The organism is Neobacillus sp. DFD-2R, from assembly GCF_057747865.1.
On the sequence record NZ_CM173228.1, the window covers coordinates 741,012 to 759,097 of the forward strand.

Below are 18,086 nucleotides of genomic sequence, written 5' to 3' on the forward strand. Positions count from 1 at the left end.
ATATGGAACAAGTATGTAATATTTGCGGCAATAATAAGGGTGATAGTGGAAAAGATGTAGAATCAACAGTTTTGGTAATTTGTGAAAATTGTCTAAGAAGTGAACATCTTCCTCCTTTATTGGATCAAATCTTCCCTATATAAAAACAAAAACACCGACGTAATAAGCCGGTGTTTTGTACTATTAAGCCGAAGTGTTTAAATCAAATCCCGCATCCATATGAAAGTTTTTAGCTAACACTTCTGGCATCAGTTGAGCTTATATTTTTTGTTACTGATTTCTTATGCAACCACTCATAAATGATTGGGATGATAATAAAACTGTTGATTGTTGATGTTACCATTCCACCGATAACTACAATCCCGAGTGTTTGAGAAATAACTGTGTCTGCATTATGTGAAAATGCAAGTGGTATCAAAGTAAGGATTGTTGCTGCTGCTGTCATTAAGATTGGTCTAATCCTTGAAAGGCTGCCATTCAACACAGCTTCGTTAACAGCCATTCCTTCTTTTCGATTTCTTTCGATTTTATCAATTAATACAATACCGTTTGTTACGACAATACCTGTAAGCATGAGTACACCGATTAAAGCTGCTAAGTTCCATTGACCGCCAAAAAGGACCAATGCGATGACAACACCGCTTAAAGCGAGCGGAATACTTAAAAGAACTGCAAGTGGTGCTTTCCACCCTTTGAAAATAGACGAAGTAATCAGTAATACTAAAAGTATAGAAAATGCAACGGCAACGGACATATCAAAAATCATTTGTTTTACTTGTTCGGAGATTCCTCCCATTGAATATGTTACACCGTTTGGCAGTTTCATGCTGCTTAATGTTTTATCCACTTGATCGGATACTTTACTAATATCGTTTGCTGTAATCTGTGCTGTCACAAGGGAGAACGGTTGACCATCTCGTTCGCTAATGGTGGAAGAAGATGTGTCGTTTGAAATTTTGGCAATTTGATTAAATCGAACCGTTTCACCCTTATTTCCATTGAACGTTTCAGCGTCAAGAGAAGCTAAAACATCATTAGCAGATGCCTTTACCGTAATCGTAGAATTTGTCCCTGATGCAATTTGGTCTAAATATTCGTCCACAGGAAGTGATTTATGATCAATCGAGATGGTCGCATCTTTTGATTGAGACGTATACCGATTAATGACTGTTAATATATCAGAAATTTTCACGCCTTTATCTTGAATCGCTTTTTCGTCAAAGGTGACTTTGTACTTAGGCGAACCATTTGTTAAATCCACTTTTCCATCTACGCTTAAGTCCGCAATTTTTGATAAGCTTGTTCTCGCTTGTTGGGCTGCATTATCTAAAGTCGCCTGATCAGACCCGGTAAATAATAGTCGTATTTGTGAGTCATCACCGGAAATATTCTGGCTTGTTACAGTATAAGTAACATTTTTAGATAGCTTTGGAAGCTGGTTTTGTAATTGTTTGATGACAGAGTCAGCATCCTTGTCATTTTTCAATACAACTGATAAATTTGCCACATTTGGATATTGTATATATCCTCCGCCTTGGTCAAATACATCATCACTTTGTGGTGTCATGGTAGAACCAAAATTGGATGAATATGCATCGACTTTTGGATTGCCTTTTAACGTTTTTTCAATTTTTTGGACTTCTGAATCTACTTGTATCAGGGTGCTCCCTTTTGGCAATTCTGCCTTAATCGCAATTTGTCCGATTTTGGCACTTGGTAATAAATTTACCGGCAGAAAAGCAGAATAAATACCAGCACCTAAAAAGACTAATATAGACCCAATAATCATTGTTTTCTTACGTTTGAAGGCAGATTGTAATATTGGTTTCATTACAGAATCAAGTTTAACAGTTTGTTTTGTGGATTCTCCACCCTTCCATCCCATAAAAGCAAGTGCAGGGATAACAAGCATTGCAACAAAGAAGGAAATGATAAGAGCAATCACGACTGACCAGGCAAATCCGCTATACGAAGCACTGATTACTCCTCCCACAAAAGCGATCGGAATATAGACAGCGATTGTTGTTAGAGTTGAACCCAATATCGCCGGAATCATTTCTGAAACAGCTGATGCAAGAAGTGAAAGCAGAGATGTCTCTTTCGATTCTTCCCGTTTTCGATACATATTGTCTAAAATCACAATCGAATCATCGACAATACGTCCCATCGCTACAATCAAACCTGAAACAGTTAAAATGTTCAAGGTAATACCCATTGTTTTTAATATAGCTGTTGTAGCCAATAATGAAATTGGCAATGAAATCGCAATGAGTAGGGTTGACCTTACATTTCGGAAAAAGAAGAATACACAAATCATTGAGAATAAGCAGCCAAGTAAGCCTTCTCGAACTAATCCGAAAAGGGAGCTGTTTAATTCTTTTTCTCGGTCAAGTAAAACTTGAAACGAAACATCTTTTGGATTTACTGTATCCAAGTGTAGATGAGAGACACGGTCTTTTACTTGATCTGCTACATCTGTAATATTAGCAGAAGGTGTTTTGATGACATTTAATTGAACACTTGGTGCTCCGTTTGTTCTGGAAACCGTTTTTACATCATTTAAAGAATGAGAAATGGTACCGAACGCTGAAACAGGAATCGTTTTTCCTTCCTTATTCTTAATCGTTGCGTTTTCCATTTGCTGTAGGGTTAGTTGAAGTCCATCAAAAGATACCGGTATCGATAATTGGTTGTTTACAATATTACCTTGTGGCATCATCGGAAGAGCCGTAGAAAATGATTTATTCACATCATCCAAGGTTAATCCGCTTTTCGCTAAGTCTTTCATTCGAACGGTTAATACATATCCATCTTTTGCTCCACCAAACACGGAAACATCCGCGACACCTGGAACAGATGTTAATTGTTTAACAATTTCCTGCGTTGCGGTCGAGCGAAGAGTTGGTTCATCCAATTTCGAACTTGTTACGCTGTAAGTCAAAATCGGGAATGAGCTGGTAGTTAATCGTGTTACACTAGGAGAACTTGTTATCGTTGGCGGAAGACTTGCATTCGCAAATGCTTTATTCACTTGATCTTCTGCTTGTTTCATATCTGTATTCATTGGAAAATACAAACTCATAAATAATCCACCGTCATAAGAGGTGGTTTCGACATTTGATAAACCATCAACTGTTTTGACGGCACTTGCCAGATTATCGGTGACTTGTTGTTTTACCTGCTCTGCTTGATACCCGGGTACTCTCATACTCACTGTTAGGGTGGTGTTGTTAATTCCAGGCAAATAATCCCGTTGCATCTGAAAAGCGGAAATACCTCCCCAAGCCAAAATAATGACAACGCACACAATCATAAGTATGGCTCTTTGCATGGTTGCCTCTACTAATCTTTTCATCGTGTTCCTCCTAAATTTTATAAACATTAAAACCCATAGATCTTTGCAGTTTTATAGTTTTTGTCATGAATTCATAAATGATATTGCGATCCAAACTGGGCAACCTAAGTATAAAAAAATAACCTGTACGTTCTCTGAATATAAGATTAATAATTCATTAAGATGAAAAATGAATTGATAAAACATGCTACATTGTAGATAAGCTAAAGTTGAAGTTTTATATTGCTTTAGATTTTTTTCTTTTTATAAACTTTGGAGGCATTTATATGTCACATTTAATAACTTTATTTGAGCAACACAGCTATCTAATTTTATTTGTTGGCATTTTTCTTGAGCTCATGGCCCTTCCTATTTCCGGTGAATTTTTAATGAGCTACGCAGGGTATTTTGTATTTCAGGGGAAAATGAATTATATTTTGGCACTATTAACAGTCTTTTTAGCAGGAGGTGCAGGAATTACAGCTACCTATTGGATTGGGAGGGCAGGAGGATATAAATTAATTGAAAGATACGGTAAATATATCCATCTAGGGCCTGAAAGATATCAAAAAATAGCCGCCTGGTTTGAACGTTCAGGCAGTAAATTGTTGGTCTTTGCTTATTTCATTCCAGGGATTAGGCATTTTACGGGATATGTTTCGGGGATTTCTAGAATACCGTTTCGAAAATTTATCATTCCCGCCTATACAGGTTCATTTTTATGGGGATATTGTTTTATTACTCTAGGAAAAGTGTTAGGACCTCGCTGGGAGGTTTTCCATCAGGCTGCAAGTAAATATTTAATTATTTTTATTATTGCTTTTGCCTTATTGTTGGCAGGGTATTTGGCATATCGGTTTTATAAAAATCAAATCAAGGGCTTTTTTATTCATTTGTTGAGACGGTTAATTGATCGACTTAGAACTGTAAGAGCGACTGAGATTTTTCTTATTTTTCTCACTTTAGTTTTAATTGGAATGGTTATCTTGATGCTGGGACTGGCTCAAGACTATTTATATAATGAGTTTACTCAGTTCAATGAAGTTACTGAATATATGGTTAAGTCTGTCGTTTATATGGACTGGATGAAAGATTTTATAGTATTTCAATCCCAGTATGCACTTGGTGCTATTATCGTGATTACCATTTTTCGAATTTGGAGAAAAGGACGAAACAGAGTGCTGGAATATCTTCTATTTGCCGTTTCGATCTTGGGGGCGAAACCTTTTCATGATTCGATCATGAAGGCATTTTCTTACCTGCAATCATTTGGGTTCGTCGGGAAATTTCACTCCGCAAATTTTCCTGATGTAAGAGCTACGATTATAATGATTATCTATGGAACATGCTTATTTTTACTTGTCCGTCATTCGAAAAAGAATTATATGCAGATATTTATACCGTTATTTGGAATTTTAGCGATTATTGGTTTGGGGATTGCAAATATTGCGTTAACTAATACACTTCCAAGTGATATTGTCGGTGGGTATGTATATGGCGGTGTTTGGATATTTTTTAACTTCTTGTTGTTTGAAATGCTTCGGCTTATTTTGGAAAAGTATTCCTTTAAAAATGAGTGATTAACGAAAATAAAGCCTTAGATATTGGTCAAAAGGGGCGAATGTGAAGTGAAAACACATATTTTAGTAATTGAGGATGAAACTCAAATAGCGCGTGTCTTAAAAATGGAAATGGAATATGAGGGTTATCAAGTAACAGTGGAACATGACGGTAAATCAGGATTAGAAACCGCCTTCCAATCGGAAATCGATTTAATTTTATTGGATGTCATGTTGCCTGGATTAAGTGGAAATGAGGTATTAAGGAGATTAAGAAAGGAAGACAGGAATACGCCTGTTATTCTTTTAACGGCTCGAAATACAACATTTGATAAAGTTGCAGGATTGGACCAAGGAGCCAACGATTATGTTACAAAACCGTTTGAAATTGAGGAATTATTAGCCCGAATTCGTGCCTGTATTCGCAATCATCCTAAAATGGAATTAAGGGAAGTTGGGTCAGTATTGACAGTGGGAGACCTATTAATAAATCTGGATACAAGAGATGTAACAAGAGATGGAAAATCTATTTCGTTAACCCCAAAGGAGTATGACTTCCTGGTTTATTTAGTAATGAATAAAAATAAAGTCGTTACACGAGAGAACATTATCATAAATGTTTGGGGATATGAGTACGAAGGTGAAACAAACGTAATTGATGTCTTTATAAGACACTTAAGAAAAAAGATTGATGAAGACTTTTCTTCCCAGCTAATTACTACTGTTCGAGGGATTGGTTTTACCATAAAGGAGAAGACGGATGAAGATTACAACAAAAATTAATCTTTTAACAACTGCCTGGATGCTGTGTATATTAATGCTGATTAATTTCGTGGTCTTCTTTTTATTTATGAAAACAACAGTAAATATGGAAGAGGATATCCTTTTTCAAAAGGCAGCGGATATAGTAAAAGACATCCATGCAAACCAATCTACTAACAATTTAGAGGGAAAGTTAAAAGATTATTTAACCGAACATTCCTTTATTAGAATTATGCAACCGAAGAACGAAGTGCTGCATGAAGTAACAAATGACTTGAAACTCTCAAAAAAAATAAAAGGAAAATACACGATTACAAAGCAAACCCAAACACGTTTGATCTCGGCGGAAAGCGGTGAAGAGCAAGTATTGGTTGTTCGTGTTCCGATTAATCATGGAAATCAAATAAAAGGGAGTTTGGAAATTGGAGAAAGGTTAATCGGGCTTGAAACAAGAAAAGAAATTCTTCGTGGAATTCTAGTTTTTTGTACAATATTGGCTGCTTTATTGTCCTTACTTGGAGGAAGATGGTTAGCTAATATAATCATGAGACCGATTTCCAATATGATTAAAACCATGGAGGAAATTGAAAAGAGCGGTATTCCTAAGACAATCGCCATTCAAAATAAGACGAAAGATGAACTCCAAATGATGGGAAGGACATTTAATCGAATGATTAATAGGCTTCAAGAAAATTTGGAGAAACAAAAACAGTTTATTTCTGATGCGTCCCATGAATTAAAAACGCCTTTAACAGTCATTAAAAGCTATGCAAATCTTCTTAGAAGGCAAGGATTCCAAAATAAGGAGATTGCTGAAGAGGCAATCCAAGCTATTCATTTAGAAGCAACTCGAATTCAAAAAATGACCGAAACTTTTTTAGAATTAGCTACCTTAGAAAAAGAAAGTGTACTGGAAATTCATGAGGTGAATTTGGTAAGTTTATGCCAAAGCATTTTAAAACAACTTAAAGATGTGTATAGGAGAGAAATTAAATTACATTTTTATGAATCTCCAATCGTCATAAATGCTGACGAATTAAAGATAAAGCAGGTCTTCATCATTTTGTTAGATAATGCAATGAAATATAGTAATGACAAAATAGAGGTGTTCCTCGAAAAGAATAAACAATATGCAATTATTCGTGTAATCGATTATGGTATTGGAATCCCGCAGGACGAGATAGAAAATATTTTTGAACGGTTTTACCGGGTGGATAAGGCAAGGAGCCGGGAAACAGGAGGATCAGGTTTAGGTCTGCATATTGCCAAAAGTATTATGAAAGTGCACAAAGGGGAAATTAAAATAAAAAGTAAAGAAGGATCTGGGACGGAAGTTGAATTGTTTTTGCCAATTTACAATGGGAAACTTACTGAGGGAAAAAGTGGGGACAAAGGGTAAAGTAAAATGAAATCATCAGAAACAGGAATAGAAGGAGGGACTGAAAGCAGGATTAAAACGGAAAAAATTCCAAAGCGCCCATTTACATAGGGTAGGGGGGTATGGTAATATAAAATCAAAAGAGGGTTGATAATGAATACTTAAGATCATCTTGATCCTCATTATAGGAGTGAACATTGCATGGAAAAGGTAACATTGAATGTTAAAGGAATGTCCTGCGGTCATTGTGTTAATGCAGTAGAAGGAAGTGTAGGAGCTCTTAAAGGTGTTAGCTCTGTTAAGGTAGATTTAAAGGCGGCTAAAGTTGATGTAGAGTTTAATCAACAAGAGATTTCTATAGATAAAATTAAAGAAACAATCGATGACCAAGGTTACGATGTAAAATAAAGATTGGAAAAATACGTGCTAGTTGCTAGCACGTTCTTTTCACAAAAATATATACCTATACAGGGTATAAGGGGTTGACTTTTATGAGTCGGTATTTAAAAGAAACTAATTTGCAAATTTCCGGGATGACCTGTGCCGCATGTGCTACTCGAATCGAAAAGGGTCTAAATAAGTTAGATGGTGTAGTGAAGGCAAATGTGAACTTGGTACTTGAAAAAGCGACGGTGGAGTACAACAGTACGGTACTAACTTCTGGTGAAATCATTAAAAAGGTGGAAAACCTCGGTTATGGTGCTCATATAAAGGAAGATGTGAAAGACACTATTGATCATCGGCAAAAGGAAATTGAAAAACAAACTAAAAAGTTCATCTTTTCGGCAATTCTTTCATTTCCATTATTATGGGCAATGGTTGGACACTTTTCATTCACCTCTTTTATTTGGGTGCCGAAAATGTTTATGAATCCATGGGTGCAGTTGGCCTTGGCTACTCCGGTGCAATTTTATATTGGAAAGCAATTCTACGTTGGTGCCTATAAAGCGGTAAAAAATAAAAGTGCCAATATGGATGTTCTCGTTGCTTTAGGTACATCAGCAGCATATTTTTACAGCTTGTATCTTTCAGTTATGTCAATTGGTGGTAATGCTCACTCTGTAGAACTTTACTATGAAACAAGTTCGATTCTTATTACGTTGATTATTCTTGGGAAGCTTTTTGAGGCGAAAGCTAAAGGACGTTCATCGGAAGCCATTAAAAAACTGATGAGTTTACAAGCAAAGACCGCTACCATTGAAAGAGCAGGGATAGAACAGGAGGTACCAATAGAACAAGTAGTCGTTGGCGATATTCTTCATATTAAACCAGGTGAAAAAATACCAGTGGATGGAAGAATCATTGATGGCCGCTCCGCTATTGATGAATCGATGCTGACAGGTGAAAGTGTTCCTGTTGATAAGAGTATTGGTGATGAAGTGATAGGTGCTACTATCAATAAAAATGGTTTCTTAAAAGTGGAGGCAACAAAAGTTGGTAGAGATACGGCTTTAGCTCAAATTATTAAAGTAGTGGAAGAAGCACAGGGTTCAAAGGCACCAATACAACGTCTTGCTGATAAGATATCCGGAGTGTTTGTCCCGATTGTTGTTGCCCTCGCAGTTCTAGCCTTTATGGTTTGGTATGTTTGGGTATCTCCCGGGGATTTTGCAGAGGCACTAGAGAAAATGATTGCTGTCCTGGTTATTGCCTGTCCGTGTGCCTTAGGCTTGGCGACACCAACTTCCATCATGGCAGGATCGGGTCGTGCAGCGGAATATGGAATTCTGTTTAAAGGCGGCGAACATTTGGAACTAACACATAGGATTTCTACTGTTGTATTAGATAAAACCGGTACGGTTACAAACGGAACACCTGTTTTAACGGATATCTTTACAGACCAAAATCAAACAGAAGAAGAATTTTTATCACTGGTTGGTTCAGCTGAAAAACAATCAGAGCATCCACTGGCACAAGCGATCGTTCAAGGAATTAAAGATAAAGGAATATCCTTTAAGGATGTAACGGAATTTGAAGCGATCCCGGGATTTGGGATAAAAGCAATCGTGGATGGAAAAGAGATGTTAGTTGGAACAAGGAAGTTAATGAATAAGTTTAACGTGCCTGTCGAGAACGCTCTTGATCAGATGGAGGCACTAGAAAGGGCCGGGAAAACGGCAATGCTTGCTGCAATAAATGGGCAATTTGCCGGGATTGTTGCTGTAGCGGATACGATTAAAGAAACTTCTAAAACGGCCATTAGTCGTCTTAAAGATATGGGAATTGAAGTTATTATGATTACAGGTGATAATCAGCAGACAGCAAGATCCATTGCCGCTCAAGTGGGTATAGACAATGTGATTGCTGAAGTTCTTCCTGAAGGTAAGGCAGATGAAATCAAGAATATACAGGCAGACGATAAAAAAGTGGCAATGGTCGGAGATGGAATCAATGATGCACCGGCCCTTGCCGTTGCTGATATTGGAATGGCCATTGGTACAGGTACGGATGTCGCAATGGAAGCTGCAGATATAACCCTTATTCGCGGGGATTTAAATAGTATTGCAGATGCCATTTTTATGAGTAAAAAGACGATTCGCAATATTAAACAAAACCTTTTCTGGGCCCTTGCCTATAATACACTTGGTATTCCGGTCGCTGCAATTGGATTCCTGGCACCATGGCTTGCAGGTGCAGCCATGGCGTTCAGTTCCGTATCCGTTGTTCTTAATGCATTACGTTTACAAAAAGTAAAATTGTAGAAGTGTGTTTATGTGAAAAAGCATCAAAGAGAAAGGGAGCGAATTTTTTCGCTCCCATTTTTAATGAGTAATACCTCGTTCATAATAATTCATTTCGGTTAAATCTATTATATATTCATAATTATCAATAGACATTTGAATGCTTTCATATTCCTCTTTTGATAAATTAGTATTCTCTAGTTTTTTAACTAAATTTTGTTTCTGTACCTCTAATTGCTCTTTAACCTCTTGGTAGTTCATATGAAACACACCTTTCTTGTTTATAAGAAAATGCTAAGGTTCTCCGGCTATCTTGAGTAGTATTCCTTTATAAAGTTTTTCTAAAGCACATCCTCTCTTTTCCTTATAGATTTTATTCTAATTGATAAATATCAAATCTTTTTACAGAAACGGTTACAAAAAGGTGAAACTTAATATTTTTGATTCATTTATCTTAAAAATAAAAGGGTGAACTCTTTTATGAATTCCCCCAAATAAAGAACTGTATATCGTTTTTTTCTTGAAAAGGAGCCGTTTAGTATGAACCGCACCCAATTTAATTTATTTTTTGATTTCGCAACGCTAATTTAATTGCAAAATAAACGACTCCACCTATTATGACAAGATTTAATATCCACATTAGAATACAAGTTGAAATACCCATAGCCGCACCCATCATTCCAAAATGGCTCATCATGTTCATTCACCTCTATTTTTTTAGAATTTTTTCCTCACCTTTATAATAAAGAAAAGATTTGCAGAAATAATGGATATTTGGTGTGAATATTATGAAGTTTAAAGTTGAAGGGTATGTAAAGTAACCGATTTAAACTTTTTTAAACGGCAAAATAAAGGTTTCCTTTTTACAGGAATAATGCAAGAGTCCCGGCTTCCCATTCATTTCAAAAGGGGTAACCGTATTTTCCTCAAGCAAGGCCTTCGCTTCACAGACTTCCCATTTTTCATGTTGAATGTCGCCGCGCAGCAATAGTTTCCCCCATTTTGTAAATAAACAATAGCGCTCGAGCAGCCAGTGATCAAGGCTTCCGGGTTCGGTGGGCATAGGTGGAGAAACAGGTTCATAAACAGCAGAAAACCCCTTATTTCCGAATACACGCCTGCTCTTAAAAACAAACCCCTTATTTTGCTGAAACATATTCATCTTTGCATGCTTATAGGGTAATGCAAGCGCCTTTGCCCCCAATACCGTAAGCGGGTGATTGGCATCCAGCGAAAAAAAATAAACTCCTTGAAATCCTCTATACTTCACATATGTTCTTACATTCAACTCCAAGTATGTATGAAGGAACGGGATTTCCGGCAGCCCCTGAAAGCGTTGATGGGTTACCTTAAATGGCAAAACCGAAATCCAAGCACTTCCCTTATACAAATCCAATTCTAATTCCGGAGGAATAAGGGGCTTTATTTTCTGAGGACTAATTTCCCAATGTACAAACAGCAAATTTTCCCATGTTTGCGTCATTATCCAAGGTGATTCAGGACGTTGCTCCATTTTTTCAGCATCCTTTTCCAAAAAAATTGACATTCAAACCATCATTTGAATATGATGTAATCAAACGAAAATTTGAATGATTGAAGGTGCACTCTTGAAGGATCATGATGTGTGTGAAATTACCTGTATCGATAAAGAGAAAACCACCCGTGTACAGCAGCAGCTTGATAAAAGAAATATCCTTGATGTAACGACAATTTTTAAAGCATTATCCGATGAAACGCGAATGAAAATTGCTTATGCGCTAACGATTGAAGATGAGCTGTGTGTATGCGATGTGGCCAACATTGTCGGGGCAACAACAGCTACGGCTTCCCATCACCTGCGTCATTTAAAAAGATTGGGCCTTGCAAAATTCCGTAAAGATGGCAAGCTCGTTTATTATTCCCTTGATGACGAACATGTAAAACAATTAATCCACATCGCGATTAAGCATCAGGAGGAGGTGGCAGGGCGTGAATGAAACAACTGAAAAACAAGTTTATCGCGTTCAAGGCTTTTCCTGAAGCAGCTGTGCCCAAACGTTCGAAAAGAACGTAAAACACCTGGATGGTGTTGTTGACGCAAGTGTAAATTTTGGTGCTTCAAAACTAACAGTCTATGGAAATGCAACAATTGCGGAATTAGAAGAAGCAGGTGCATTTGAAAAATTAATTCTTTATCCTGATAAAGAAAAATGGCAGCTGATTCCGAAAGAACCTTTCTGGAAACGTTTTTCCCATCTTGGCCTATCACTTATGTTCCTGCTTTTGGGCTATCTATTTTCTGAAAACATTCTTTTTGCAGCAGCGATTTTACTAGGTGGATTCCCTCTTTTTAAAACAGGCATCAAAAATCTGCTGCGGCTTGAATTTGATATGAAAACACTGATGACGATTGCGATTATCGGGGCCGCCATTATTGGTGAGTGGCGTGAAGGTGCCGTGGTAGTCATTTTGTTTGCCATCAGTGAGGTGCTTGAGAGCTATTCGATGGATAAAGCACGGGCATCGATTCGCTCCTTGATGGAAATGGCGCCAACCGAAGCAGTTGTGGTGCGAAACGGAAAAGAGCTTACACTGCAAGCCGAGGATATTGAGATCGGCGACATCCTGCTTATTAAGCCGGGGCAGATGATTGCCATGGATGGTGTTATTGTCGAGGGTGCTTCAGCGATCAATCAAGCGGCCATCACCGGCGAATCGGTACCCGTTGAAAAAGCCATCGATGATGAAGTGTTTGCCGGGACATTAAATGAAGAAGGTTTTTTAAAGGTAAAGGTAACCAAGCTCACCAAGGATACAAAGATTGCAAAAATTGTTCATTTGGTTGAAGAAGCACAGGGAGAAAAAGCCCCTTCCCAGCGGTTTGTCGACCGTTTTGCGAAGTACTACACACCGGTGATCATGGTGATAGCCGCTTTAGTCGCTCTCGTCCCGCCGCTCTTCTTCGCTGCAAGCTGGAAAGAGTGGATTTACCAAGGGCTTGCCGTGTTAGTCGTCGGCTGCCCATGTGCGCTCGTCATTTCAACCCCTGTATCAATCGTAAGTGCCATCGGCAATGCAGCAAGAAACGGCGTGCTTATTAAAGGCGGCAGCTTTTTAGAAGAAGCCGGGGCCTTAAAGGCAATTGCCTTTGATAAAACCGGTACGTTAACAAAAGGAGTACCTGTCGTAACAGATTTCATTCATTTTGGTAAAATGGAACCCGGTGAGCTTCTCGCGATGATTGCTGCTATCGAAAGCAAGTCACAACACCCGCTCGCGTCTGCCATTATAAAAAAAGCAGACGGACTATTACTTGATTATTCTGTTGAACATTTTACATCCATAACAGGAAAAGGATTAACCGGTTCTATTAATGGAACGGAATTTTTCATCGGCAACCTGAAATTGTTTGAATCCATTCCTATAGAGATTAAGGAGCAAATCGCCCATCTGCAAAATCAAGGCAAAACCGTCATGATAGCCGGTACGGATAAAGAAATTCTAGCTCTCATCGCCGTAGCCGATGAAGTACGTGAAAGCAGCCGTTCAGTTGTAGAGCGACTTCATCAGCTTGGGATTAAGCAAACTTTTCTGTTAACCGGTGACAATCAGGCAACTGCAGCGGCGATTGGCCGTCAAGTTGGGGTGAGCCGTCTTGAAGCGGAGCTGCTCCCGGAGGATAAGCTCGAATCAGTAAAGAAAATAAAGAAACAGTTTGGCAGCGTAGCAATGGTCGGCGACGGTATCAATGATGCACCGGCACTTGCATCAGCTACAGTCGGAATCGCCATGGGCGGTGCAGGCACCGATACCGCGCTGGAAACAGCAGACATTGCCTTAATGAATGACGACCTTACGAAGCTTCCTTTTACAATTAAGCTAAGCCGTAAAACCTTACAAATTATTAAACAAAATATCACTTTCTCGATTGTGGTTAAGCTATTGGCGCTTTTACTAGTGGTGCCGGGCTGGCTGACATTATGGATTGCCATTTTTGCAGATATGGGAACGACCTTGCTGGTTACTTTAAACGGATTAAGGCTTTTGAGGGTGAAGGATTAGTTTTTCTGCCTTTCACGGATGTTCCGAAAGGCTATTTTCGCATAGATTGTTGTTTTTCGTATAAATTTATCAACCCGTATAATTAGAAGCTTAGTGGCATCTTTTCGTATGAACATTTGCGAAAATTGCCTAGAAACTTAGTAAATGAACTTTATTAAGTTTCAAAAGCAACAAAGTTTACGAAAAGAGCCTTTCGTAAAAATATAGATAAGAAAAAGAGCGGTTTTCGCAAACATTTTAGCTTTTCAGCATATCCTACAGTTACCAAGACCGGTTATTTGCGAATCCATAGAGAGCTCTTATTAAGGGGGATTTTTAAGGGTGTCACATCACCATCACCATCACCACCATGGACATAGTCACGGCCCGGCCAATTATGGCTTTGCCTTTGGCTTTGGAATTATTTTAAACACAATTTATATTATTGTTGAAATTTTATACGGTTTCTTAGGAGATTCTTTAGCTTTACTTGCTGATGCAGGACATAACGTTAGTGACGTACTTGGTTTAGTTATTGCTTGGATTGCGGTGTGGCTTGGGAAAAAGGCACCGTCGGAGAAACGGACATATGGATATAAAAGAAGTTCCATTCTCTCAGCGTTATTCAACGCCGTTTTTCTCCTTGTCGCGATTGGCGCGATTGCTCTGGAAGCGATTCAACGGTTTTCAGACCCGCAGCCGGTTGCAGGCCAAACAGTTATCATTGTTGCGCTCATCGGGATTGTAATTAATACCATTACAGCGTTACTCTTTATGTCAGGGAGGAAAAATGACCTTAACATTCGTGGAGCCTTTATGCATATGGCAGCAGATGCGGTCGTTTCTCTCGGTGTAGTCATCGCAGGTTTTGTGATTCTTTGGACCGGATGGCAATGGCTCGACCCATTAGTAAGCCTTGTAATTTCAATTGTCATTCTCTTCGGTACATGGGGGTTATTAAAGGAGTCCATTAATTTATCACTGGACGCTGTACCGGAAGGAATTGACATCAGGAAAATTAAGAACTATTTAAAAAATATACCAACGATTTTAGAAGTTCATGACCTGCATGTGTGGGGAATGAGCACAACTGAAGCGGCTTTAACCGTTCATATCATTCGGTCGGAAATGGAAGATAACGATGAGCTGCTTCAAAAATTGACGAAGGAATTACACGATTTATTCGGTATTGAGCATGCCACGATTCAAATAGAAAAAGGTACCTTTAGTTGTTCACTCCAGCCTGAGGGGACCATTTAAAACCTACGAAAAAACAGCAATTTCCATGACGGGATTGCTGTTTTTTCATGAGAGAAGAAATAGAATGAAAAATTTTTAAAACACCAAACTATATGAAAAGGGGGAATAAATAATGAAACAAACCAAATTGAACTCAAAAGTTCTTTCTTTATTAGAGGATAAAATCAAATTAATTAAAACGGAAAAAGGGGCTATTTATTTAGTAGGGCCTATCCGGCTTCCTGTAAATTTGTACGGGGAAACGGTCATCTTTCAATGGTATTGCTGGTTGAATTGTAATGAAGTAACCGAGGATTTTGAAAGGATCATTGATAAATTATCCTCCGTCAATTTAGCGGAATATCAACAATCAAGCGTTTTAGTATATGGAGACTTTGAATATGGAGAGGATGCCATTATAAGAATGCATTCTATCTGTCATACAGGTGATATATTTGGCAGTAAAAGATGCGATTGCGGCTTTCAATTAAAACAGTCAATGAAAATGATTGTTGATCACGGAACCGGAGCGTTATTTTATTTAGCTAACCACGAAGGACGGGGAATTGGATTATTTAGCAAGGCGATGGCCTACATTCTTCAGGAAAATGGTTATGATACCGTCGAGGCCAATCAAGGGCTGGGTTTTGTGGATGATTCCAGAAACTATAGTGATGCCATTCAAGTTCTTAAAGCATTGCGGTCTAAACCGGTAACACTGATGACAAATAATCCGAAAAAACTAGCGGCCTTAAAAAGCTCCGGCTTACCTGTATCCGGAAGAAAACCCTTATGGGGAGATGTTTCAGAGTATAACGAAAAATACCTCCAGACAAAAATAAATCGTTCTGGTCATTTAAAAAATGAGGAGGTTTAAGATGAGATTTGGTTTCGATATTGATGATACCTTAATTAATCTGAGGGAACATGCTTTTCATATCTACAATAAGAATTTGGGCAAAAACATCGGACTTGATGTTTTTCAAGCCTTAAATAAAGTCGAAATCCATGAACCGTTTGGCTTAACAGACGAACAAGGCAAAGAAATGTGGAACAGTTCATTAGAGGAAATCTATTATACATCTTGTCCGCCATATCCGAGTGCTGTTGAAACGTTACAGGAATTAGATAAACAAGGGCATGAAATTTACTATATAACAGCAAGACCGAAGGTACATGGGGAACGGACAAAGGAATGGTTAAAAGCGCAGGGTTTTCCAGTTCAAGATGAAAAATTTTTCTATGGAATGCAAGACCATGAAAAGCTTCAAATTATCAAAAATTTAAAACTCGATTATTATTTTGATGATAAACCTGAAGTACTAAATACACTTTTAAATGAATCTTTAAAGGTAGTTGTTAAGGATCAATCCTATAATCGCCATTTAAATTTACCCCGTATTTTGCATTGGACGGATTTAAAGGAAATTATTCATTTAGACGAGCAAAAGGTCCGGTGAATCGCCAGGCCTTTTTCCATTATTAAAAAAGAGTTCACATTTATGTAACAAAAAAACAAAATCTCTAATTGACAATCATTATCATTGGAAATAGAATAATAAATAAGAAGATGATATTGAAATTCGTTATCAATTAGCATAAACAATACATGTTTCATCAAGGGGGAGCTTATGGGTAAAAATCTACTAGTTAAAATATCTATCCTTCTATTAATAATCGGATTTGGAATACATAATCCTGCATTAGCTGCCGGAACATCCGGTGAAGATATTAAGAAGGCTGAGGTATCGATTGACCAAGCGATCGACTTTGCTTCGAAAGGAGACCTTTCCGGAGCACAGAAGGCATATGATCATTTTAATAAAACCTGGTTGGAAATTGAATCAGGGATAAAAGATGATTCAGCAACTGCTTATCGGGATATTGAATCAAATATGGGAAAAGTAGTTTATGCCTTAACCTTAAAAAAACAAGACCAGGTTTTACAAGCACTTCAGGGTTTAAAGGCTGTAAATGAAAAAGTGGCAAACGGGGGATACCCTAAAGAAGCTGGATTTAAGAAAGAAGATATTTCATTAGATGATTTTATTCTCCTTCTCCAACAAACGAAAAAAGAAGTAAGTAACCAAAATCAAACGCAAGCTCTGGCAAGCATTAAAAAGGCAAGTGACAGCTGGTTAAGCGTAGAAGGAGTAGTAGTAGCCCAATCTGCTTCCGTTTACAGTGACTCGGAAAGAGACTTGGTTACGATCCAAGCGATGCTCGCAGCTAATCCGCCAAATTATAAGCAAGCAAATGAAACGATTGATAACATGATAAAATACCTTACACCCTTAGCTAATAAATCGGAATACACCTATTGGGATGCAGCGATGATCCTCATTCGTGAAGGTTTGGAAGCATTACTAGTCGTCATTGCCCTCATGTCATTCGTGAAAAAATCCGGAGAAGCCAAAGGAAAAGCCTGGATTTGGGCCGGTGTTCTGGGAGGATTGGGCGTCAGTGTGATCCTTGCTGTTATCGTTAAGTTTGTTATTTCCTCCGGTGCATTTGGTAACAACAATGCTCTGATTGCCGGCTGGACAGGAGTATTTGCGGCAGTCATGCTATTGTATATGAGCTATTGGCTTCATAGCCAATCCAATATTGCCGACTGGAATCGGTATATTCGTGAAAAAAGCCAAACGGCATTAACCACCGGAAAGCTTGTCTCATTAGGCGTTCTTGCCTTTCTGGCGGTATTCCGTGAAGGCACAGAAACCGTATTATTTTATATCGGTATGGCGAGCCAAATCAAGCTGTCGGCTCTTTTAATCGGATTTCTTATTGGAGCAGGGATACTTGGTATTTTAGCTTACCTGATGGTCTTTGTAGGATTGAAATTACCATTACGTCCATTCTTTTTGGTATCCAGTGTTATCGTGTTTTATCTATGTCTAAAGTTTACCGGCATGGGGATTCACAGCTTACAATTAGCGGGACTTCTTCCAACGACACATGCTGAAAGTGTACCAAGTATCGAGTTCTTTGCTTTGTATCCTTCATGGGAAAGTGCCATCCCTCAAGTCGTTCTTGTTCTCGGTGCCATCATGGTAATTTTAGCTAAGAAATTGAAAAGCAAAAAATTTATTACAGCAAACAATAATTAAAAA

16 protein-coding genes are annotated in these 18,086 nt (G+C 38.2%); 12 read left to right on the plus strand and 4 right to left on the minus strand.

Annotation, left to right across the window (positions count from 1 at the left end):
• Positions 1–2: 2 nt before the first annotated feature.
• Positions 3–143 carry a hypothetical protein gene (locus AC3ANV_RS03515; RefSeq protein ID WP_488312299.1) on the plus strand — a complete coding sequence of 47 codons (141 nt, stop codon included), beginning with the start codon at positions 3–5 and terminating at the stop codon, positions 141–143.
• 86 nt (positions 144–229) lie between these two features.
• Here AC3ANV_RS03515 and AC3ANV_RS03520 read toward each other — a convergent pair whose 3' ends face one another.
• Positions 230–3,355, minus strand: a complete 3,126-nt coding sequence (locus AC3ANV_RS03520; RefSeq protein ID WP_488312300.1) for an efflux RND transporter permease subunit — start codon at positions 3,353–3,355, stop codon at positions 230–232.
• A 266-nt stretch (positions 3,356–3,621) separates the two neighbouring features.
• Between AC3ANV_RS03520 and AC3ANV_RS03525 the strand changes: the two genes are divergently transcribed.
• The 5 genes from AC3ANV_RS03525 (at position 3,622) to AC3ANV_RS03545 (ending at position 9,735) form a co-directional block, all read left to right on the plus strand.
• Positions 3,622–4,914, plus strand: coding sequence for a VTT domain-containing protein (locus tag AC3ANV_RS03525; RefSeq protein WP_488312301.1), 1,293 nt, complete (start codon positions 3,622–3,624; stop codon positions 4,912–4,914).
• A 48-nt stretch (positions 4,915–4,962) separates the two neighbouring features.
• Positions 4,963–5,676 carry a response regulator transcription factor gene (locus AC3ANV_RS03530; RefSeq protein ID WP_488312302.1) on the plus strand — a complete coding sequence of 238 codons (714 nt, stop codon included), beginning with the start codon at positions 4,963–4,965 and terminating at the stop codon, positions 5,674–5,676.
• Entirely contained in the window at positions 5,654–7,054 is a 1,401-nt protein-coding gene (locus AC3ANV_RS03535; RefSeq protein ID WP_488312303.1) for a HAMP domain-containing sensor histidine kinase, read from the plus strand. The genes AC3ANV_RS03530 and AC3ANV_RS03535 overlap by 23 nt, the downstream gene beginning before the upstream one ends.
• 180 nt (positions 7,055–7,234) lie before the next feature.
• Positions 7,235–7,441, plus strand: coding sequence for a copper chaperone CopZ (copZ, locus tag AC3ANV_RS03540; protein WP_488312304.1), 207 nt, complete (start codon positions 7,235–7,237; stop codon positions 7,439–7,441).
• Between the two features lie 83 nt (positions 7,442–7,524).
• On the plus strand, positions 7,525–9,735 hold the full coding sequence (locus tag AC3ANV_RS03545; protein ID WP_488312305.1) for a heavy metal translocating P-type ATPase: 2,211 nt from the start codon (positions 7,525–7,527) through the stop codon (positions 9,733–9,735).
• A gap of 60 nt (positions 9,736–9,795) precedes the next feature.
• Here AC3ANV_RS03545 and AC3ANV_RS03550 read toward each other — a convergent pair whose 3' ends face one another.
• From AC3ANV_RS03550 to AC3ANV_RS03560, 3 genes are all read right to left on the minus strand, one after another.
• Positions 9,796–9,975 carry a DUF3896 family protein gene (locus AC3ANV_RS03550; RefSeq protein ID WP_488312306.1) on the minus strand — a complete coding sequence of 60 codons (180 nt, stop codon included), beginning with the start codon at positions 9,973–9,975 and terminating at the stop codon, positions 9,796–9,798.
• A gap of 295 nt (positions 9,976–10,270) precedes the next feature.
• Positions 10,271–10,411: a hypothetical protein gene (locus AC3ANV_RS03555; RefSeq protein ID WP_488312307.1), complete on the minus strand. Its 141-nt coding sequence runs from the start codon at positions 10,409–10,411 to the stop codon at positions 10,271–10,273.
• Between the two features lie 129 nt (positions 10,412–10,540).
• Positions 10,541–11,260: a YqjF family protein gene (locus tag AC3ANV_RS03560; RefSeq protein ID WP_488312308.1), complete on the minus strand. Its 720-nt coding sequence runs from the start codon at positions 11,258–11,260 to the stop codon at positions 10,541–10,543.
• 61 nt (positions 11,261–11,321) lie between these two features.
• Here AC3ANV_RS03560 and AC3ANV_RS03565 point away from each other — a divergent pair, with 61 nt between their 5' ends.
• From AC3ANV_RS03565 to AC3ANV_RS03590, 6 genes are all read left to right on the plus strand, one after another.
• Positions 11,322–11,690, plus strand: a complete 369-nt coding sequence (locus tag AC3ANV_RS03565) for an ArsR/SmtB family transcription factor (RefSeq protein WP_488312309.1) — start codon at positions 11,322–11,324, stop codon at positions 11,688–11,690.
• A complete protein-coding gene (locus AC3ANV_RS03570; RefSeq protein WP_488312310.1) occupies positions 11,683–13,755 on the plus strand; it encodes a heavy metal translocating P-type ATPase in 2,073 nt (690 codons plus the stop codon). The genes AC3ANV_RS03565 and AC3ANV_RS03570 overlap by 8 nt, the downstream gene beginning before the upstream one ends.
• Positions 13,756–14,076: 321 nt before the next feature.
• Positions 14,077–14,994, plus strand: a complete 918-nt coding sequence (locus tag AC3ANV_RS03575) for a cation diffusion facilitator family transporter (RefSeq protein ID WP_488312311.1) — start codon at positions 14,077–14,079, stop codon at positions 14,992–14,994.
• Positions 14,995–15,106: 112 nt separating this feature from the next.
• Positions 15,107–15,850 carry a GTP cyclohydrolase II gene (locus tag AC3ANV_RS03580; RefSeq protein WP_488312312.1) on the plus strand — a complete coding sequence of 248 codons (744 nt, stop codon included), beginning with the start codon at positions 15,107–15,109 and terminating at the stop codon, positions 15,848–15,850.
• Between the two features lies 1 nt (position 15,851).
• Positions 15,852–16,433 carry a 5' nucleotidase, NT5C type gene (locus AC3ANV_RS03585; RefSeq protein WP_488312313.1) on the plus strand — a complete coding sequence of 194 codons (582 nt, stop codon included), beginning with the start codon at positions 15,852–15,854 and terminating at the stop codon, positions 16,431–16,433.
• Between the two features lie 171 nt (positions 16,434–16,604).
• Positions 16,605–18,083 (plus strand): FTR1 family iron permease, encoded by a 1,479-nt coding sequence (locus tag AC3ANV_RS03590; protein WP_488312314.1) that lies wholly within the window; start codon positions 16,605–16,607, stop codon positions 18,081–18,083.
• Positions 18,084–18,086 lie beyond the last annotated feature (3 nt).